Source organism: Pseudomonas entomophila (genome assembly GCF_013523165.1).
Taxonomy (GTDB): Bacteria; Pseudomonadota; Gammaproteobacteria; order Pseudomonadales; family Pseudomonadaceae; genus Aquipseudomonas; species Aquipseudomonas entomophila_A.
In genome coordinates this window covers 1-18,531 of the sequence record NZ_JAAMQI010000038.1, presented here as the reverse complement: position 1 = coordinate 18,531, position 18,531 = coordinate 1, and the positions used below count along the sequence as shown (strand labels likewise).

Here is an 18,531-nt window from a genome sequence, read left to right as displayed (position 1 = left end):
GTCCAGCACCATTTCAGCAGCTTGAACTTTGTGTTCTTTCGAATAAGAATTGCGCACTGATTTTGCCTCCAATTGGACGCCATTATAGCGTCCGAAGAAGGTGTCCAAAATCATTAAGCCAGTTCACTATCACGGATTCTGCGCCAGGTGCCCGGCCGGGATGATGCGCTTGGCCTGCAAATAGGCCTTGTGCCAGTAGCTGTTCGACAGATGGTCCAGGCGCACGGTCCCGCCCGTGGACGGCGCATGGACGAACCGCCCTTCGCCGACGTAGATCCCCGCATGGCTGACCTGCGAACCGCCACCGGTGGCGAAGAACACCACATCGCCCGACTGCAACGCATTGATGTCGACGTTGGGCGCGCGCATGACGATCATCTCGCGGGTGGAGCGCGGCAGGCGGATGCCGGCCGCATCCTGGTACACGTACTTGATCAACCCACTGCAATCGAATCCGGAGTCCGGCGTGTTGCCACCCCAGCGGTACGGGGTGCCGACCAGGCCGATGGCGCGAAACAGCACGTCTTCGGCAACGGGCGAGAAGGACGGTTGTGAATAGTTGATCACCAGCGGTCGCTGCTTGGGCACGACCGGCGCCGGGGCAGGCGCCTGACTGGAGCAGGCAGTCAACAGGGCTGCCAGAGAGAAGAATGCGAAGCGCGCCAACATCGCCATGAGCCAGAGCTTCCTGTCTGAGTCGTTCGGGCAATTGCCGAAAAGAGTTGAGAAATTAGATTAGACGCTTTCTGTAAATACGCACGGCGGCTCGCTTTTCAGCTGAGCCGCCGTGTTGGACCACGCCGTGTCGCGTCAGTTGCGCGCGATCGTGGTCGGGGCCATGGCCAAGGCGCGCTTGGCTTCCATGAAGGTCTTGCTCCAGTAGCGATCGCCCAGGCTGTCGATGCGCACGCCACCGCTGCGGCGGCTGCTGGAGTGGATGAACTGGTTGTCACCGAGGTAGATGCCGGCATGGCTGACACGGCCGCGACCGTTGGTGCTGAAGAACAGCAGGTCGCCTGGCTTGAGCTTGCTGCGCGACACGGTCGGTGCGTCGACGTTGATCATTTCGCGTGTCGAGCGTGGCAGGTTCATGCCGGCTTCTTCACGGAACAGGTAGCCGATGAAACCGCTGCAATCGAACCCGGACTTTTCCGTGGTCCCGCCGAACCGGTAGCGTGTCCCGATCAGCTCTTTGCCGCGCTCGAGGATGCTGTCGGCCAGCACGGGCAGGCGGTAAGGCTGGCTGCCGTGTGCGAAGGGTTGGGTGTCTTCGTCTTCCGCCGGCTCTGCGTCAAAGACCGAGGCGACCGGTGCGTGCGCCTGGTGTTGAACCTGAACGGTAACGGGGGCGTGATCCTGGGGCTGGGAAACAGGGCCTTGAGCGGCGCAGCCAAAAAGCAGGGTCACCAGTGCAAGTGGCACGAGGGGTGCGAAGCGAAGCAGCATGGGCACGACCGTGACTGATTGTTGGGAAGGTTGGCACTATGCCTTCCGTCAAATCTATTTGCAAATTTTATCGAGAAAAATGTGACTTTTGCGTTTCGAGGCGTTCGAAGGGTTTCGCATAGATCAATCGATGCTTACCAACCCAGGGTTTCCTTGAGAAACGGAATGGTCAACTTGCGCTGCGCCTGCAGCGAGGCCTGGTCAAGTCGCTCGAGCAGGTCGAACAGCGCCGCCATGCTGCGCGTCCCCCGCGTCAGGATGAAGTGCCCTACTTCGTCGGTCATCTGCAGGCCACGGCGCGAGGCACGCAGTTGCAGCGCACGCAACTTGTCTTCATCGCTCAACCCGCGCATCTGGAAAATCAGCGCCAAGGTCAACCGGGACTTGAGGTCGGGCAGGCGAATGGGCAGTTCGCGCGGGGAGCTGGCAGCGGCCAGCAGCAGGCGCCGACCACTGTCGCGCAGGCGATTGAACAGATGGAACATGGCCTCTTCCCAATCGGCCTTGCCGGCGATCGCGTGCAGGTCGTCGATGCAGACCAGCTCGTACTGCTCCAGGTGATCAAGCAGTTCCACGCCACGGTCGAGCAATTGTGCCAGGGGGAGGTAGACCGCAGGTTCGCCCAGCTGCTGGAAACGGTGAGTGGCGGCCTGCAACAGGTGGGTGCGCCCGACGCCTTGCTTGCCCCACAGGTAGATGAGGCTCTCGGTCCAGCCGGCATCGGCTTCGCATAACCGTTCGACATAGCCCAGCGCCGCGGCATTGGCGCCCGGGTAGTAGTTGATGAAGGTGGCGTCGTCGCGCAAGCGCACACCCAGGGGCAACTGGATCGGTTTCATGCTGGCTGACGGTCGCGAGGACCACGGGGGGCCTTTGGAGAACGGTGCGCGAAGTCTATACCCGCAATGCCGAGCGCACAATCGGCGACGTACCGAGGACGAAGGAAATCAACGGCTTGCGTGGCGTGACACGGGCAGTGCCGAACGGGGGACGCTGCCCGACCTTCTATAGGGAAGGCGGCAGCCTCCCCTATCGCCGCCTTCAAGACCGCGCGCCTCTCGCTCACCAACCGAAGCGCAGACCGTCGAACGGCTGCGCCGTCGGGGCCGCAGGTTCACCTGGAATGGCACCCGGCTGGGGTGCCGGCGCAGGCGGATCGGCCGGCAGCTCGCGCAGCTTGGCCAACCCCAGTTGCGCACGCACCTGATCGGGGCTGCCGGACACGGCATAGGTCAGCGTCTGCCCCTCGACCTGACGCAACTGCGCGCCGTAGGGCTCGAGCACGCGACCCAGCTCGGCGTACCGGGGCAGGTTCATGCCCTCGACCTGCACCTGCAGATCGCCGCGGCTGCTAGGGCGAGTGACGAAGCGAGGTGCCAGGCGCAGGCTGACGGCCCGCATCACGGCGTCGGCCAGGCTGGCCGGGTCGGCGCCCTCGGCGCGTCCCTGCTCGTGGGTATCGCCCAGCCACAGCTGCCAGCCCGCCTGCCAGCCGCTCTCGCCCTGGCGCGCATGCACGGCCAGCACGGCATCGGTGGCATAACGCTGCGAGGCATCGCGCAGCGCGTCAGGGGCGGGGCTGTCGAGCTGCGCACCGTCGGCGATCAGTTGTTCCTGCAGGTCCGCCAAGGGCAGGCGCAGCGGCAGGCCCCGGTGCTGCGCGGCGCGGCGCAGCACGTTGGCCTCGGCCTGGCCATCGCCCACCAAGTGGCTGCCTTCGACCGTTTCGTCGAGCCACCAGCCGACGATCGACGGCCGGTTGCTGCCCCACAGCGCCAGTCCGGCCTGGCGCAAGGCGCGTTCGGTGCTGCCTGGGTCGAATTCGACGACCAGGGTTTCGGGCGGCCCGGCCTCGTAGCCGAACTGGCTGATGATCCGCTGAGGGTCCTTGCGCAAGGCGGCCAGGGCCGCCCCCTGCGCAGCCTTGGGGTCGCCGGTCAGGCGCAGCACGAGGGTCTGCAAAGCCTTGCCGGTGGCGGCCGTGCGCGCCTCGGCCCCTTGGCCTTCGACGGCTTCGCGCACCTGGTAGAGCCCGGGAACGGGAGCGGCCTGCGCGACGGCGCCAACGGTGACGAGGCAGCCGGCGAGCAGGTAGTTGAACAATCGCATGAATGAATCCTGTCCTGATGACATGAGGCACCGCCCTGTGGGCCCGACCAGGTCGGCCTGGGCAGGGCGAGGCTGGCGCCTACCTTATTACAGGCATCGGCGCGACAACCAGAGGGGGGGGCCGCGCAGGCACTTTTTATCGTTCGGCCTTGCCGGCCGACGGCTTGAGGATGGTCGCTGCCGGGCAACCCTGATAAAATCGCGCGCCTTCGCAGACCATTGGCGTTCATGCCCCGCCGTCCTCAGGACCGGCCGTGGCCGTCGCGGTCGTTTCCCCTGAATCCCTCCCTCTAAAGGCCTGGATCAATGAGCAAGCAACCCTCCCTGAGCTACAAGGACGCCGGTGTAGACATCGACGCCGGCGAAGCACTGGTCGAACGCATCAAGGGCGTGGCCAAGCGCACCGCGCGCCCTGAAGTCATGGGTGGCCTGGGCGGCTTCGGCGCCCTTTGCGAGATCCCGGCCGGCTACAAGCAGCCGGTGCTGGTCTCGGGAACCGACGGCGTGGGCACCAAGCTGCGTCTGGCGCTGAATTTGAACAAGCATGACAGCATCGGTCAGGACCTGGTCGCCATGTGCGTCAACGACCTGGTGGTCTGCGGTGCCGAGCCGCTGTTCTTCCTCGACTACTACGCCACCGGCAAGCTGAACGTCGACGTGGCTGCCACCGTGGTCACCGGCATCGGCGCAGGCTGCGAACTGGCCGGCTGCTCGCTGGTGGGCGGCGAAACCGCCGAGATGCCGGGCATGTACGAAGGCGAGGACTACGACCTGGCCGGTTTCTGCGTCGGCGTGGTGGAAAAGGCCGAGATCATCGACGGCTCCAAGGTCGCCACGGGTGACGCGCTGATCGCCCTGCCCTCCTCCGGCCCGCACTCCAACGGCTACTCGCTGATCCGCAAGATCCTCGAAGTGTCCGGCACCGACATCGACAGCACCCAGCTCGACGGCACGCCGCTGGCCGACCTGCTGATGGCGCCGACGCGCATCTACGTCAAGCCGCTGCTCGAGCTGATCAAACGCACCGGCGCGGTCAAGGCCATGGCCCACATCACCGGTGGTGGCCTGCTGGACAACATCCCGCGCGTGCTGCCCGAAGGCGCCCAGGCGGTGGTCGACGTGGCCAGCTGGCAGCGTCCGGCGGTGTTCGACTTCCTCCAGGCCAAGGGCAACGTCGACGAGCACGAGATGCACCGTGTGCTCAACTGCGGCGTCGGCATGGTCATCTGCGTGGCCCAGGACCAGGTGGACAACGCCCTGAACGTGCTCACCGAAGCCGGCGAGCAGCCTTGGGTGATCGGTCACATCGCCCAGGCACCGGCCGGTGCCGCCCAGGTCGAGCTGCAGAACCTCAAGGCACACTGATGCCGAGCGAGTCCTGCAATGTCGTGGTGCTGCTGTCCGGTAGCGGCAGCAACCTGCAAGCCCTGATCGACAGCACGCGTGCAGTGCCGGGCCCCGCCCGGATCTGCGCGGTGATCGCCAACCGCGCCGACGCCTATGGCCTGCAACGGGCCCAGGCGGCCGGGATCCCGACCGCCGTGCTCGAGCACCCTGGCTTCGAAGGTCGCGAAGCCTTCGATGCCGCCCTGGCCGAGCTGATCAATGGGTTCTCGCCCGATCTGGTGGTGCTGGCAGGCTTCATGCGCATCCTCAGTGCCGGTTTCGTCCGGCACTACCAGGGCCGCCTGCTGAACATCCACCCCTCCCTGCTTCCGAAGTACAAGGGCCTGCACACGCATCGCCGCGCGCTCGAAGCCGGGGATGCCGAGCATGGCTGCAGCGTGCACTTCGTGACCGAGGAACTCGATGGCGGGCCCTTGGTCGTACAGGCTGTGCTGCCGGTCGAGCCCGACGATACCGTCGAGTCCCTGGCCCAGCGTGTGCACCACCACGAACACCAGATCTACCCGCTGGCGGTACGCTGGTTTGCCGAAGGGCGCTTGCGTCTGGGCGCAGAGGGTGCCTTACTGGATGCCCAACCGCTGCCTGCCTGCGGTCACCTGATCCGATCCTAGGAGAACATATGCGTCGTGCCCTTTTCCTGGCTCTTGCCGTGCTTGCCTTGCCCGTGCACGCGGCTGAACTGAAGCCGTTCTCGGCCAGCTACACGGCCGACTGGAAGCAACTGCCCATGAGCGGCACCGCCGAACGCAGCCTGACCAAAGGCGCCGACGGCAACTGGGCGCTCGACTTCAAGGCGTCGATGATGATCGCCAGCCTGACCGAGCAAAGCACCGTGCGGATGGACAAGGACCTCCTGCTGCCGCAGAAGTACCACTTCGAACGGGGCGGCCTGGGCAAGGCCAAGAAGGTCGACCTGACGTTCGACTGGTCGGCCAAGAAGATCACCGGCAGCGACCGGGGCGACGCAGTCAGCCTGCCGCTGAACCGCGGCGTGCTGGACAAGTCGTCCTACCAGCTGGCGTTGCAGCATGACGTGGCAGCGGGCAAGAAGAGCATGACCTACCAGGTGGTCGATGGCGACGAGATCGACACCTACGACTTCCGCGTGCTGGGCACCGAGAAGGTCACCACCAAGACCGGCCAGGTCGAGGCGGTCAAGGTGGAGCGCGTGCGCGACCCGAGCCAGAGCAAGCGGGTGACCGAATTGTGGTTCGCCAAGGACTGGGACTACCTGCTGGTGCAGCTGCGTCAGGTGGAGACCGACGGCAAGGAATACGTGATCGTGCTGCAGGACGGCACGGTGGACGGCAAGACGGTCAAGGGCAGTTGAGGTGATCGGGGCGTGAAAAAGCCCTGTTGAGCGACTGATCGAGAATCCCGGTTCGTGCTGAGGCATGGGCCGGGATTTTTTGTTTCTGCGTGACGGGTAGCCTGCCGGGCCGAGTAAGGCTGGGCAGGCGCTATCGCTGGCAAGCCCACTGGCCCTCATTCCAGGCCACCACCTGGCATCAACACCGCTGACTGGCACCCTGTGAGAGCTCGCCTGCCGCCGCGCTGTCGCGCAGAAAACATGGCGATAGGTGGTAGTGCTCGGATGCTGTGTCGCTGATCGATTTCTGGGACCGCTTTGCGGTCCATCGCGGCACTGGGGCCGCTCCCACATGGGACCGCGATTGCCTGTGCCACTGCGGCAGGTGGAGCGGCCCCCGTGCCGCGATTGGGCCCGCAGGGCCCATAAAATCCTGTGATTACTTCCTTTGAAATCAACAAGGTATTTTATTTTCTATGAGAACGGGCTTGCCCGCGATGCAGGCGCCGGCTGATCGAATGTTGTCGCTGGTAGACGTTTCACCAGGCAGGCACGCATGGCGACACCGTGGATCTTCCATCCTCTCGCAACGCCGCATGAAACATGTTTCACCGTCGTTTTATTTACTTAGGCGGCTATCGAACCCTATAACAGAGGCATGCGACATGGTGTCGCAGCCCTACTGAAAGTGGAGTTTGACGATGACTGTTCAAGTGACCGAACGCGATGAATCGAAACTGTCCCACGAAGGTCTGGCCGCCGGTGTGCGGATCTGGGACGTGCACCAGCAAGGCTTGCTGGTCGGTATGTTCCACACCGAGCAGGACGCCCATGCCTACCAGCAGGAACTCGAAGGGTTGGAACATGAGGGGCGGTTGCAGCACGGGTGACGGTGCCTGAGGGCCGTGTGCACGGCCCTCGGCCTCGCCGGGTGCCTCAGCGACCGGTTACCACATCAGATCGTCCGGGATCTTGTAGGCCGCGTACGGATCGTCCTCGTCCGCCTCTTCCACGTGGGTGTTGAGCAGCAGGATACGGTGAGCGTCGCGCTCCTGGATCTTCACTGCTGCCTCGCGCGGAATCACTTCGTACCCTCCGCCATGGGAGACGATCGCCAGGGCGCCGTTGCTCAGCTTGCTGCGCATCAGGGCATTGACGGCGATGCGCTTGACCTTCTTGTCGTCGACGAAGTTGAAGTAGTCCTCGGTCGTCAGCTTGGGCAGGCGCGTCGCTTCGATCAGTTGCTTGACCTGCGCGGCGCGGGCCTTCTGCTCGGCCTTTTCCTGTTGCTGGCGGTTCAGCTCGTTGTCACGCTTGACCTTTTCGGCCATGGCCTCCTTGGCCAGGCGCTGCTGGGTGTCATCGACCTCGACCTGGCCTTTCTGCTCCAGGCGCTTCTGTTTCTTCTCGGTTTTGTTGACCTGCTTGACCTGCTTCTGGTTGACCAGACCGGCCTTGAGCAACTGGTCGCGAAGGGAAAGACTCATGGTGTTCACTCACTTATGCATCGGCTCAGCCGCAGCTGGGCAGGTTCTTTTCCTGACGCTTGGCGTCGCCCCAGAGGGCGTCGAGTTCGTCGAGGGTGCAATCTTCGAACGGACGGGCGCTGTCGCGCAATGCCTGTTCGATGAATCGGAAGCGCCGCTCGAACTTGCGGTTGGCGCGGCGCAGGGCGTTTTCAGGGTCGTGCTTGAGGTGCCGGGCCAGGTTGGCCGTGGCGAACAGCAGGTCGCCCAGTTCGTCCTCGACCGCATCGGCGTCGCCCTCGGCCATGGCCTGCAGGACTTCATCGAGCTCCTCGCGCACCTTGTCGAGCACCGGCAACGCCTCGGGCCAGTCGAAACCGACCTGGGCGGCACGCTTCTGCAGCTTGGTCGCCCGCGACAGGGCCGGCAAGGCGGCCGGGACATCGTCGAGCAACGACAGCTGCTCGGGCTCGCGCTGTTCGGCGCGTTCTTCGGCCTTGATGGCCTCCCAGCGTGCCTTGACCTGGTCCTCGCTCAGGCGCGGGGTATCCAGGGGGGCCTGCAGGTCGCCCGTGGGGAAGACGTGGGGATGACGACGGACCAGCTTGCGGGTGATGCCATCGACCACCTCGGCAAAGGTGAAGCGCCCGTCCTCGCGGGCCAGCTGACTGTAGTAGACCACCTGGAACAGCAGGTCGCCCAGCTCGCCCTGCAGGTGCGCGAAGTCGCCCCGCTCGATGGTATCGGCCACCTCGTAGGCTTCCTCGAGGGTGTGCTTCACGAGACTGGCGTAATCCTGCTTCAGGTCCCAGGGGCATCCGTGTTGCGGATGGCGCAGGCGCGCCATCAGGGCGAGCAGATCGTCTAGCGTGTAGGTCATGGGGCTGTCCTTGCGTCCGGCGACCCTGCCTGGGCAGGTATCCGCCGGACGATACCAGGGTCAAGGCGTGCGGTTGCGCCGGGTCTCGATGATGTTGGGCAGCTGAGAAATCCTGCCCAGCAGCCGGCCCAGGGCGTCGATCCCTGGGATCTCGATGGTCAGCGACATCAACGCACTGTTGTCTTCCTTGTTGGAGCGGGTGTTGACCGCCAGCACGTTGATCCGCTCGTTGAGCAGCACCTGGGAGACGTCACGCAGCAGCCCGGGCCGGTCGTAGGCGCGGACGATGATGTCCACCGGATACGTCTGCACCGGCACCGGCCCCCAGTTGACCTGGATCATGCGCTCCGGCTCGCGACCGCCCAGTTGCAGCACCGAGGCGCAGTCCTGGCGATGGATGGTCACGCCGCGGCCCTGGGTGATGTAGCCGACGATGGGGTCGCCCGGCAGCGGTTGGCAGCAACCGGCGATCTGCGTCAGCAGGTTGCCGACGCCCTGGATCTGGATGTCGCCACGCTTGCCGTTGCGCGGGCTGGTGGGCTTGCGCGCGATCAGCTCGATCTGCTCGTTGCGGTCGGGCTCGAGCAGTTGCTGGGCGGCGTTGACCATCTGTGCCAGGCGCAGATCGCCCGCCCCGAGCGCCGCGAACATGTCCTCGGCGGTCTTGACGTTGGCCTTCTCGGCGAGCTTCTCGAAGTCCACCTGCGGCAGGCCCAGCCGACTCAGCTCGCGCTCGAACAGGCTCTTGCCGGCGGCGACGTTCTGGTCGCGGGCCTGGAGCTTGAACCAGTGCACGATCTTGGCCCGGGCGCGCGACGTGGTCACGTAGCCGAGGTTGGAGTTGAGCCAGTCGCGGCTGGGGTTGCCGTGCTTGCTGGTGATGATCTCGACCTGCTCGCCGGTCTGCAGGCTGTAGTTCAGCGGCACGATGCGCCCGTTGATCTTGGCGCCCCGGCAGTTGTGGCCGATCTCGGTGTGCACCCGGTAGGCGAAGTCCAGCGGCGTGGCGCCCTTGGGCAGGTCGATGGCATGGCCGTCGGGGGTGAAGACGTAGACCCGGTCCGGCTCGATGTCGACGCGCAGCTGATCGGCCAGGCCGCCGATGTCGCCCAGTTCTTCGTGCCACTCCAGCACCTGGCGCAGCCAGGAGATCTTCTCTTCGTAGTGGTTGGAGCTGGGCTTGACGTCCGTCCCTTTGTAGCGCCAGTGGGCGCAGACGCCCAGCTCGGCCTCCTCGTGCATGCCGTGGGTGCGGATCTGCACTTCCAGCACCTTGCCCTCGGGGCCGATCACCGCCGTGTGCAGCGAGCGGTAGCCGTTTTCCTTGGGGTTGGCGATGTAGTCGTCGAATTCCTTGGGGATGTGCCGCCACAGGGTGTGGACGATGCCCAGCGCGGTGTAGCAGTCGCGCACCTCGGGCACCAGCACGCGCACGGCGCGCACGTCGTAGATCTGGCTGAATTCCAGCCCTTTGCGCTTCATCTTGCGCCAGATCGAATAGATGTGTTTCGCACGGCCACTGATGTCGGCGTTGACGCCGGTGGCCAGCAGCTCGTTCTGCAGCTGGTTCATCACGTCGTTGATGAAGCGCTCACGGTCCAGCCGGCGCTCGTGCAGCAGCTTGGCGATCTGCTTGTACTGCTCGGGCTCGAGGTAGCGGAAGGACAGGTCTTCCAGCTCCCACTTGATGTGGCCGATGCCCAGCCGGTGCGCCAGGGGCGCATAGATGTCGAACACCTCGCGCGCCACGCGCAGGCGCTTGTCGTCGTCGGCGACCTTGACCGCGCGGATGGCGCAGGTCCGTTCGGCCAGCTTGATCAGCGCCACGCGTACGTCGTCGACCATGGCCACGAGCATCTTGCGCAGGTTCTCGACCTGCGCCTGGGAACCGAGCACCAGCGACTGGCGGGGGTTGAGGCTGGCGCTGATGGCAGCCATGCGCAGCACGCCGTCGATCAGCTTGGACACCACCGGGCCGAAGCGCTCGCCGACCTCGGCCAGGGTCGCCTTGCCTTCGCGCACGGCGCGGTAGACCACCGCCGCGACCAGCGAGTCCTGGTCGAGCTTGAGGTCGGCGAGGATCTCGGCGATCTCCAGGCCCGCCTGGAAGCTGGAGGTACCATCGGCCCAGGAATGCTTGGCCGGGTTGCCGTTCTTCTCGACGTCCTGGGCGAAATCGCAGGCCTCCTTGAGGGCCGCGCGATCGAGCGCCGAATCGACGCTCACCACATGGTCGAGCCATGCATCGAGATTGATACTGCCGTCAGTGTTGACCGGCTGGTGCACTCTCACCTGTACCATCTTTGTTCTACCTTTCCATACAGCGCGTCTCGCAGGACGCGCTGGCAATCACCGTGCGACCTCCCGTCCGTGGAAGTCGCACCAAGGGGCCAGCCTGGCTAGCCCACTTCGAATAACGCCATGGCTTCGACATGCGCCGTCTGAGGAAACATGTCGAGAATCCCGGCCCTCTTTAACCGGTACCCCTGGGCCACCAAGGTCTGCGTGTCTCTTGCCAGCGTAGCTGGATTACAGGAGACGTAGACCAGTCGACGGGCGCCCAGGCGCACAATATTTTTCACCACTTCCTGGGCACCGTCCCGAGGGGGGTCCAAGAGTACCGCAGAAAATCCTTTCGCGGCCCACCCAGCATCCCCCAGGGGCTGCGACAAGTCAGCCTGGTGGAAACGGGCGTTGACCAGGCCGTTGGCGTGCGCATTGGCCGCCGCGCGCTCGACCATCGCCTGCACGCCTTCGACCGCCACCACTTCACCCGCCGAGCGGGCCAGTGGCAGGGCGAAGTTGCCCAGGCCGCAGAACAGGTCCAAGACACGCTCGTCGGCCTGGGGCGCGAGCCAGGCCAGGGCCTGCTCGATCATCGCCAGGTTGACGGCGGCATTGACCTGGACGAAGTCACCGGGCCGCCAGGCCAGGGTCAGGTCCCACGGCGCCAGCTCGAAGCCCAGGGTCTGCCCTGGCTGGTCTGGCATCGGCTCGCCCTCCCCCTGCAACCACAACTGGGCGTCGCTCTGCTGGCAGAACGCGCGCAGGCGCTCCAGGTCCTGCTCGGCCAGGGGCGCGACATGGCGCACCAGCACAGCCTGGGCCGTGGCGCTGAACAGTTCGACATGGCCCAGTACCTGGGGTTTGTCGAAGCTGCGCAACACCGTCGGCAGGTGCCGCAGGATCGTTTGCAAGGGCTGTACCAGCACCGGGCAGTCTTCGATGGCGACGATGTCCTGGCTGGCTTCGGCACGGAATCCCACGTCGAGTTCACGACGCTTCGGGTCCCAGCGTACGGCGACCCGGGCGCGGCGGCGATAGCCGAACTCCGGGCCGCTCAACGGGGCAGCCCACTGCTCGGGCGTCACGCCGGCGACGCGTTGCAACTGCTCGGCCAGGGTGCGCTGCTTGAGCGCCAACTGGTCGGCATGGGGCAGGTGCTGAAGGTTGCAACCGCCGCAGCGGTCGTAATGCCGGCAAGGCGCGGGCCGGCGCTCGGCGCTGGCCTGCTGGACGCGCTCCAGGCGCGCCTCGACCACCTTGCCACGGGCGGCGAGCACGCGGGCCTCGACGGTTTCACCGGCCAGCGCGCCGCTGACGAACCAGGTACGGCCGTCCTCGAAGGCGATGCCGCGACCGTCACCGGCCAGGCGCTCGATGACCAGGCGCTGCTTCTTGCCGACCGGCACCTGTGCGGCGCGCTCGCCGCCGGCGGGCTGGAAGCGCAGCCCGCCATTGCGTTTTTGTCTGGACATCAGGGCGCGTCGAACAGGCCGGTGGACAGGTAGCGATCACCGCGGTCGCAGATGATCGCCACCATCACGGCGTTTTCGACCTCGCGGGACAGGCGCAGCATGGCTGCCACCGCACCACCGGACGACACGCCGCAGAAAATGCCCTCTTCTCGGGCAAGCCGGCGCATGGTGATCTCGGCTTCTTCCTGGGACATGTCGACCACCCGGTCGATGCGCGTGGCGTCGAAGATCTTCGGCAGGTAGGCTTCCGGCCACCGGCGGATACCGGGGATGGCCGCGCCCTCCATCGGTTGCAGGCCGACCACCTGCACGGCCGGATTCTGTTCCTTGAGGTAGCGCGAGCAGCCCATGATGGTCCCGGTGGTGCCCATCGAGCTGATGAAGTGGGTGACCTGGCCCTGGGTCTGCTGCCAGATTTCCGGCCCGGTGCTGGTGTAGTGGGCCTCGGGGTTGTCGCCGTTGCCGAACTGGTCCAGTACCAGGCCACGGCCTTCGGCCTGCAGCCGCTCGGCCAGGTCGCGCGCGCCTTCCATGCCCTCGTCCTTGCTCACCACGATCAGCTCGGCGCCGTAGGCGGCCATGGCGGCCTTGCGCTCGGCGGTGGAGTTGTCGGGCATGATCAGGATCATCTTGTAGCCCTTGATCGCCGCCGCCATGGCCAGGGCGATGCCGGTGTTGCCCGAGGTCGCCTCGATGAGCGTATCGCCCGGCGTGATCTGGCCACGCAATTCGGCACGGGTGATCATCGACAGTGCCGGACGGTCTTTCACCGAGCCGGCCGGGTTGTTGCCTTCGAGCTTGAGCAGCAAGGTGTTGCTGGTGTCCCCGGCAAGGCGTTGCAGGCGCACCAGCGGCGTGTTGCCGACGCAGTCGGCGATGGTTGGAAACTGCAGGGTCATGGCGTAGTTCGCAATCGGGACGACAAGGGCGCCCATCATACCGACAAACCCGCACAGGCCATATCACGCAATCGATGGTCGCCATAGCCAGGGGTTCTAAGCAGGTTTCACAGGGAGTGGGCAATGGCCTTGGACGGCGATCGCCTCAGGTTGGCGGGGCGGCGTCACGGTTCCGATGGCAAGGCAGGTTCGTCCTACACTGGGGGTGCATTGCCGCCCCGGGCGGAGTAACGTGCGGGGCTGGGTTCGCCCGGACCCCACCAAGACAGCCGCAAGACAGGAGAACGTCGTGTTCGATCGACTGGGAATCAGGAGCCGGGTGCTGCTGCTGGCGCTGGTGCCTGCCGGCCTGATGGCGGTGGTGCTGGGCAGCTACTTCACCTGGTTGCAGCAGAACGAGCTGCGCACGCAGCTGCTGCAACGTGGCCAGATGCTGGCCGAACACCTGGCGCCGCTGGCGGCTCCGGCCCTGGCCCAGGGCACCACGGCCCAGCTCGAACGCATCGCGGCCGAATCCCTGGAGCAGGAGGACGTGCGCGCCGTGACCTTCCTGGGCGCGCACCGGGAGCGCCTGGCCCATGCCGGGCCGAGCATGCTCAACCCGCCGCCCAGCGACGCCGGCGCCGGCACGCGCCTGCTGCAACGCACGGGCAACGACGCCACCCGCTACCTGCTGCCCGTGCTGGGCCACCATCGCGACCTGGCGACCCACGCCGTGCCCGCCGAATCGCAGCGGCTGCTGGGCTGGGTGGAGATCGAGCTGTCGCACGGCAATACCCTGCTGCGCGGCTACCGCAACGTGTTCACCAGCGTGCTGCTGATCCTCGCCTGCCTGGCCTTCACCGCCCTGCTGGCCCTGCGCATGAGCCGCGCGATCAACGCGCCGCTCAGCCGGATCAAGCACGCCGTGAGCCTGCTCAAGGACGGTCACCTCGAGGAGCGCCTGCCCGTGCTGGGCAGCCGTGAACTGGACGAGCTGGCCTCTGGCATCAACCGCATGGCCGAGACGCTGCACACCGCGCGCGAGGAATTGCAGCACAGCATCGACCAGGCCACCGAAGACGTGCGCCAGAACCTGGAGACCATCGAGATCCAGAACATCGAGCTGGACATGGCGCGCAAGGAGGCGCTCGAGGCCAGCCGCATCAAGTCCGAATTCCTGACCAACATGAGCCACGAGATCCGTACGCCGCTCAACGGTATTCTGGGCTTCACCCACCTGTTGCAGAAGAGCGAACTGGCGCCGCGCCAGCTCGACTACCTGAACACCATCGAGAACTCGGCCGACAACCTGCTGGGCATCATCAACGAGGTGCTCGACTTCTCCAAGATCGAAGCCGGCAAGCTGGTGCTCGACAGCGTGCCCTTCAACCTGCGCGACGTGCTGCAGGACACCCTGACCATCATGGCGCCCACGGCCCATGCCAAGCAGCTCGAGCTGGTCAGCCTGATCTACCGCGACACGCCGCTGTCGCTGATCGGCGACCCGTTGCGCCTGCGGCAGATCGTCACCAACCTGGTCAGCAACGCCATCAAGTTCACCCACGAAGGCACCATCGTCGTGCGGGCCATGCTCGAGGACGAGCACAAGGACCAGGCGCAGTTGCGCATCAGCGTGCAGGACACCGGCATCGGTCTGTCGCCGGACGATGTGCGCGCCCTGTTCCAGGCGTTCAGCCAGGCCGACAACTCGCTGTCGCGCCAGACCGGCGGCACCGGCCTGGGGCTGGTGATCTCCAAGCGCCTGGTCGAGCAGATGGGCGGCGAGATCGGGGTCGACAGCACGCCGGGCGAAGGCTCGCAGTTCTGGATCACCCTCAGCCTGCCCAAGGCCCACGACGATGCGCACACCGCCCCGCCCTCCGCGCTGATGGGCCGCCGTGTCGCCCTCGCCGACCCCCATGCCCTGGCCTGCCAGGCTCTGGAACACCAGGTGGCCGACTGCGGGCTCGACAGCACCGTGTTCGCCTCCTTCGAGGCCCTGCTCGAGGGCGTGCAGGCCGCCAGCCAGGCAGGGCGCCCCTTCGACTTCGCGGTCCTGGGCCTGCACCTGGGGGTGCTTTCGCCGGCCCAGCTGGGCGAGCTGGCGCACCGGCTCGAACGCGTCGGGTGCCAGTGCGTGGTGCTCTGCCCGACCACCCAGCAGGCCCAGTATCATGCCTCCCTGAGCGATGGTCAGACGCAGTTGCTGGCCAAGCCGACCTGCACGCGCAAGCTGCGGCGTACCTTGCTGGAGCTGGTGCAGCCACGGCGCATGGCCCGCGAGCCGCTGGGTACCGATACGCGCGCACCGCGCCTGCTGTGCGTGGATGACAACCCGGCCAACCTGCTGCTGGTCCAGACCCTGCTCGAAGACATGGGCGCCGAGGTCATGGCGGTGGACAATGGCCAGGCCGCAATTGACGCCGTGCGCGACCGCCCCTTCGACCTGGTGCTGATGGACGTGCAGATGCCGGGCATGGATGGGCTCACCTGCACGCAGCGGATCCGCCAGTGGGAATCGGGCCGCGAGGCCGCGCGCCTGCCGATCGTCGCGCTGACCGCCCATGCCATGGCCAACGAGAAGCGTGCGCTGCTGCTGGGCGGGATGGACGACTACCTGACCAAGCCCATCAGCGAACGGCAACTGGCCCAGGTGGTCCTGAAATGGACCGGGCTGAACCTGGACACCTCCGCGTCGCTGTCACGCGCCGAGCGCCTGGCGCACAGCCATGAACTCAAGGTGCTGGATGCCGAGGAAGGCCTGCGCCTGGCCGCCGGCAAGCCCGACCTGGCGGCGGACATGCTGGCGATGCTGCTGGCCTCGCTCGACGCTGACCGCGAGGCCATCCGGGCGGCGCGGGCCGCCGGGGACCGGCAGGCGCTGATCGATCAGGTACACCGGCTCAACGGCGCCACACGCTACTGTGGCGTGCCGCAGCTGCGCGCCGCCTGCCAGCACAGCGAAACGCTGCTCAAGCAGGACCATGCCGAGGCGCCCGAGGCGCTGGACGCACTCGACCGCGCCATCACCCGCCTGGCGCAGCAGGCCAGGTCGAACGCCTGATCGGACCCTGCGCCGACGCAGGTCAATGCAGGCCTCGGGCGCCTGGCTACACTGGGGCTTTCTTCTGCCGGAAGACTGCCATGCGCGTTCTCGTGTTCAGCAGCCAGCGCTACGACCAGCACAGCTTCGATCAGGCCGCAGCTGGCCGTGCGCTCGTCCTGCACCATCAGCCCGCCCGCCTGACACCCGATACCGCCCTGCTGGCCCAAGGGTTCGAGGTGGTGTGCGCCTTCATCAACGATCAGCTCGATGCGCCCGTGCTCGAGCGCCTGGCCGCCGGCGGGACACGCCTGATCGCCCTGCGATCGGCCGGCTACAACCACGTCGACCTGGCCGCCGCCAGGCGCCTCGGCCTGATGGTGACACGTGTACCGGCCTATTCACCACAGGCCGTGGCCGAACATGCCGTTGCCCTGGTACTGACGCTCAACCGTCATCTGCACCGCGCCTGCAACCGCACCCGCGATGGCGATTTCACCCTGCACGGGCTGACCGGGTTCAACCTGCATGGCAAGACGGTCGGTATCGTCGGTACAGGCCAGATCGGCGAAGCCTTCGCCCGGATCATGGCCGGGTTCGGTTGCCAGCTGCTGGCCCATGATCCTGTCCCCAACCCCGCCGTCCTGGCGCTGGGCGCGCGCTATGTGAGCTTGCCGACGCTGCTGCGCCAGTCGCGCATCGTCAGCCTGCACTGCCCCCTGACCGAGCAGACCCACCACCTGATCGACGCCCACCGCCTGGCCGACCTGCAACCCGGCGCCATGTTGATCAACACCGGACGGGGTGCGCTGGTCGACACGCCGGCCTTGATCGACGCGCTCAAGTGCGGGCAGCTGGGCCACCTGGGCCTGGACGTGTACGAAGAGGAGGCGCAGCTGTTCTTCGAGGACCGCTCGGACCTGCCGTTGCAGGACGATGTACTGGCACGCCTGCTGACCTTCCCCAACGTGATCGTCACCGCCCATCAGGCCTTTCTGACCCATGAAGCGCTGGAGGCCATCGCGCGGACGACCCTGGACACGATCGTCGCCTGGTCTGAAGGCCGACCCTGCCACACCGTGGGCGAGTGACCCGGCGAAGGGCCGACGGCGGCGTACGGTCGTGATTAAAAGCGCGTCAGCCCTTACACTAGGCGGCATTTCTGGAGGACCCATGGTCGAACACGATTTCCGCTACACCCTGTTCAATCCGCAGCACACCCTGATCGAATGCCGCGCCCTGGTCCCTGGCCGTTATCAGGTCACCGGCAACGGTGGCTCGATCCAGCGCGGCGACGTGCTGCTGGTGACGCTCAAGGGCAGCAAGGGCCTGTCCATGCGCCTGACCGTCGAAAGCGTACGCCACCTGATCAACCCTCAGGGCCAGTGGGTGGCGGTGGCCAGTGGGCCGGCGTTCAACGAGCTGGAGATCCTGCAGTGGCAGGTCACCTGCGACCGTTGCCAGACCACGCTGGACGTCGAGTTCGCCGTGGACGCCACGCTGGGCACCAAGGCGCGCAAGCCTGCCGCCACGGCGCGGGTGACCGAGCTGGGCTGGGTGACCCACGATCAGGGCCACCTGTGCCCTGCCTGTCAGGAGGCTTCTGCATGAAACACCTGCTTGCCACGTCGCTCGTGGTCCTGGGCCTGACGGGCTGCGCGACCGAGGCGCCGCCCCTGCAACAAGACCGCAGCTACGTGCTGGAATGGATTGGCGAGCGCCCCTTGATGGACAACAGCCACCTGACCCTGACGCTGGGCTCGGACAACCGGGCCTATGGCAACGCTGGCTGCAACCACTGGTTCGCGCCCTACACGCTCGAGGGCGACCGGCTGGTGTTCGGCCCGCCAGGCAGCACGCGCAAGCTGTGCGCGCCGGCGATCATGGAGCAGGAGCAGCGGTTCCTCGAGGCACTGCCCACGGTGCAGCGCTGGGACACCTCCGTCGAGGGGCAACTGCGCCTGTGGACCGGCGTGGGGCAGCCGTTGCGGTTGTGGCCGGACGAGGGTTGAGGGGACAGAGGCCGGCGGTGCTCGACGGGTGAGATCCGGCTGGCCTGGCCGATCTAACAGGCCGGCGCAGGCCCCTGTGGGAGCGGGCTTGCCCGCGATCGCGCCCGGTCCGTCACCGCCTGCACCGCGGGCAAGCCCGCTCCCACAACATGGAGCTCACGCGCGCATCCGCTTGATAATCGTCCACGCGGGCTTGCCTGCGATGCAGGCGGTGACGGAC

General features: G+C 66.2%; 17 protein-coding genes. 8 read left to right on the top strand and 9 right to left on the bottom strand.

Going from position 1 to position 18,531, the window contains the following annotated elements; translation table 11 throughout:
- Window positions 1-129 precede the first annotated feature (129 nt).
- The 4 genes from G7Z99_RS19145 to G7Z99_RS19130 all read right to left on the bottom strand — a co-directional run bounded on the left by G7Z99_RS19145 (window position 130) and on the right by G7Z99_RS19130 (window position 3,555).
- The gene (locus tag G7Z99_RS19145) at window positions 130-675 is read right to left on the bottom strand and encodes a C40 family peptidase (RefSeq protein ID WP_181096630.1); all 546 of its coding nucleotides are present in this window, start codon (window positions 673-675) and stop codon (window positions 130-132) included.
- A 135-nt stretch (window positions 676-810) separates the two neighbouring features.
- Entirely contained in the window at window positions 811-1,446 is a 636-nt protein-coding gene (locus G7Z99_RS19140) for a C40 family peptidase (protein ID WP_181096628.1), read from the bottom strand.
- A 134-nt stretch (window positions 1,447-1,580) separates the two neighbouring features.
- Complete coding sequence (hda, locus tag G7Z99_RS19135) at window positions 1,581-2,285, bottom strand: DnaA regulatory inactivator Hda (protein ID WP_181096626.1); 705 nt, start codon at window positions 2,283-2,285, stop codon at window positions 1,581-1,583.
- A gap of 223 nt (window positions 2,286-2,508) precedes the next feature.
- Window positions 2,509-3,555 (bottom strand): DUF2066 domain-containing protein, encoded by a 1,047-nt coding sequence (locus G7Z99_RS19130; RefSeq protein ID WP_181096624.1) that lies wholly within the window; start codon window positions 3,553-3,555, stop codon window positions 2,509-2,511.
- A gap of 306 nt (window positions 3,556-3,861) precedes the next feature.
- On the opposite strand from G7Z99_RS19130, the gene purM reads away from it, so the two are divergent.
- The 4 genes from purM (at window position 3,862) to G7Z99_RS19110 (ending at window position 7,161) form a co-directional block, all read left to right on the top strand.
- On the top strand, window positions 3,862-4,920 hold the full coding sequence (purM, locus tag G7Z99_RS19125; RefSeq protein ID WP_181096622.1) for a phosphoribosylformylglycinamidine cyclo-ligase: 1,059 nt from the start codon (window positions 3,862-3,864) through the stop codon (window positions 4,918-4,920).
- Entirely contained in the window at window positions 4,920-5,573 is a 654-nt protein-coding gene (gene purN, locus G7Z99_RS19120) for a phosphoribosylglycinamide formyltransferase (protein ID WP_181096620.1), read from the top strand. Before purM ends, purN begins: the two co-directional genes overlap by 1 nt.
- An 8-nt stretch (window positions 5,574-5,581) precedes the next feature.
- Complete coding sequence (locus G7Z99_RS19115) at window positions 5,582-6,292, top strand: DUF3108 domain-containing protein (protein ID WP_181096618.1); 711 nt, start codon at window positions 5,582-5,584, stop codon at window positions 6,290-6,292.
- Between the two features lie 680 nt (window positions 6,293-6,972).
- Complete coding sequence (locus G7Z99_RS19110) at window positions 6,973-7,161, top strand: hypothetical protein (protein WP_181096616.1); 189 nt, start codon at window positions 6,973-6,975, stop codon at window positions 7,159-7,161.
- Between the two features lie 57 nt (window positions 7,162-7,218).
- On the opposite strand, the gene G7Z99_RS19105 is transcribed toward G7Z99_RS19110, so the two are convergent.
- From G7Z99_RS19105 to cysM, 5 genes are all read right to left on the bottom strand, one after another.
- Window positions 7,219-7,758 (bottom strand): DUF2058 domain-containing protein, encoded by a 540-nt coding sequence (locus G7Z99_RS19105; protein WP_181096614.1) that lies wholly within the window; start codon window positions 7,756-7,758, stop codon window positions 7,219-7,221.
- 25 nt (window positions 7,759-7,783) lie between these two features.
- Window positions 7,784-8,617 carry a nucleoside triphosphate pyrophosphohydrolase gene (mazG, locus tag G7Z99_RS19100; protein ID WP_181096612.1) on the bottom strand — a complete coding sequence of 278 codons (834 nt, stop codon included), beginning with the start codon at window positions 8,615-8,617 and terminating at the stop codon, window positions 7,784-7,786.
- Window positions 8,618-8,677: 60 nt separating this feature from the next.
- Window positions 8,678-10,918 (bottom strand): GTP diphosphokinase, encoded by a 2,241-nt coding sequence (relA, locus tag G7Z99_RS19095; protein ID WP_181096610.1) that lies wholly within the window; start codon window positions 10,916-10,918, stop codon window positions 8,678-8,680.
- Window positions 10,919-11,016: 98 nt separating this feature from the next.
- Window positions 11,017-12,375, bottom strand: coding sequence for a 23S rRNA (uracil(1939)-C(5))-methyltransferase RlmD (gene rlmD, locus G7Z99_RS19090; RefSeq protein WP_181096608.1), 1,359 nt, complete (start codon window positions 12,373-12,375; stop codon window positions 11,017-11,019).
- Window positions 12,375-13,274, bottom strand: a complete 900-nt coding sequence (cysM, locus tag G7Z99_RS19085; RefSeq protein WP_181096600.1) for a cysteine synthase CysM — start codon at window positions 13,272-13,274, stop codon at window positions 12,375-12,377. Before cysM ends, rlmD begins: the two co-directional genes overlap by 1 nt.
- Window positions 13,275-13,563: 289 nt before the next feature.
- On the opposite strand from cysM, the gene G7Z99_RS19080 reads away from it, so the two are divergent.
- From G7Z99_RS19080 to G7Z99_RS19065, 4 genes are all read left to right on the top strand, one after another.
- Entirely contained in the window at window positions 13,564-16,320 is a 2,757-nt protein-coding gene (locus G7Z99_RS19080) for an ATP-binding protein (RefSeq protein ID WP_181096598.1), read from the top strand.
- A gap of 80 nt (window positions 16,321-16,400) precedes the next feature.
- Window positions 16,401-17,390 carry a 2-hydroxyacid dehydrogenase gene (locus G7Z99_RS19075; protein ID WP_181096596.1) on the top strand — a complete coding sequence of 330 codons (990 nt, stop codon included), beginning with the start codon at window positions 16,401-16,403 and terminating at the stop codon, window positions 17,388-17,390.
- A gap of 82 nt (window positions 17,391-17,472) precedes the next feature.
- Window positions 17,473-17,910 carry a hypothetical protein gene (locus tag G7Z99_RS19070; protein ID WP_181096595.1) on the top strand — a complete coding sequence of 146 codons (438 nt, stop codon included), beginning with the start codon at window positions 17,473-17,475 and terminating at the stop codon, window positions 17,908-17,910.
- Window positions 17,907-18,311 (top strand): META domain-containing protein, encoded by a 405-nt coding sequence (locus G7Z99_RS19065; RefSeq protein ID WP_181096593.1) that lies wholly within the window; start codon window positions 17,907-17,909, stop codon window positions 18,309-18,311. The genes G7Z99_RS19070 and G7Z99_RS19065 overlap by 4 nt, the downstream gene beginning before the upstream one ends.
- The last annotated feature ends 220 nt before the right edge of the window (window positions 18,312-18,531 follow it).

Coding starts and splice junctions, on each gene's coding strand:
- G7Z99_RS19145 (WP_181096630.1), bottom strand. CDS start 675: ATGGCGATGTTGGCGCGCTTCGCATTCTTCTCTCTGGCAGCCCTGTTG.
- G7Z99_RS19140 (WP_181096628.1), bottom strand. CDS start 1,446: ATGCTGCTTCGCTTCGCACCCCTCGTGCCACTTGCACTGGTGACCCTG.
- hda (WP_181096626.1), bottom strand. CDS start 2,285: ATGAAACCGATCCAGTTGCCCCTGGGTGTGCGCTTGCGCGACGACGCC.
- G7Z99_RS19130 (WP_181096624.1), bottom strand. CDS start 3,555: ATGCGATTGTTCAACTACCTGCTCGCCGGCTGCCTCGTCACCGTTGGC.
- purM (WP_181096622.1), top strand. CDS start 3,862: ATGAGCAAGCAACCCTCCCTGAGCTACAAGGACGCCGGTGTAGACATC.
- purN (WP_181096620.1), top strand. CDS start 4,920: ATGCCGAGCGAGTCCTGCAATGTCGTGGTGCTGCTGTCCGGTAGCGGC.
- G7Z99_RS19115 (WP_181096618.1), top strand. CDS start 5,582: ATGCGTCGTGCCCTTTTCCTGGCTCTTGCCGTGCTTGCCTTGCCCGTG.
- G7Z99_RS19110 (WP_181096616.1), top strand. CDS start 6,973: ATGACTGTTCAAGTGACCGAACGCGATGAATCGAAACTGTCCCACGAA.
- G7Z99_RS19105 (WP_181096614.1), bottom strand. CDS start 7,758: ATGAGTCTTTCCCTTCGCGACCAGTTGCTCAAGGCCGGTCTGGTCAAC.
- mazG (WP_181096612.1), bottom strand. CDS start 8,617: ATGACCTACACGCTAGACGATCTGCTCGCCCTGATGGCGCGCCTGCGC.
- relA (WP_181096610.1), bottom strand. CDS start 10,918: ATGGTACAGGTGAGAGTGCACCAGCCGGTCAACACTGACGGCAGTATC.
- rlmD (WP_181096608.1), bottom strand. CDS start 12,375: ATGTCCAGACAAAAACGCAATGGCGGGCTGCGCTTCCAGCCCGCCGGC.
- cysM (WP_181096600.1), bottom strand. CDS start 13,274: ATGACCCTGCAGTTTCCAACCATCGCCGACTGCGTCGGCAACACGCCG.
- G7Z99_RS19075 (WP_181096596.1), top strand. CDS start 16,401: ATGCGCGTTCTCGTGTTCAGCAGCCAGCGCTACGACCAGCACAGCTTC.
- G7Z99_RS19070 (WP_181096595.1), top strand. CDS start 17,473: ATGGTCGAACACGATTTCCGCTACACCCTGTTCAATCCGCAGCACACC.
- G7Z99_RS19065 (WP_181096593.1), top strand. CDS start 17,907: ATGAAACACCTGCTTGCCACGTCGCTCGTGGTCCTGGGCCTGACGGGC.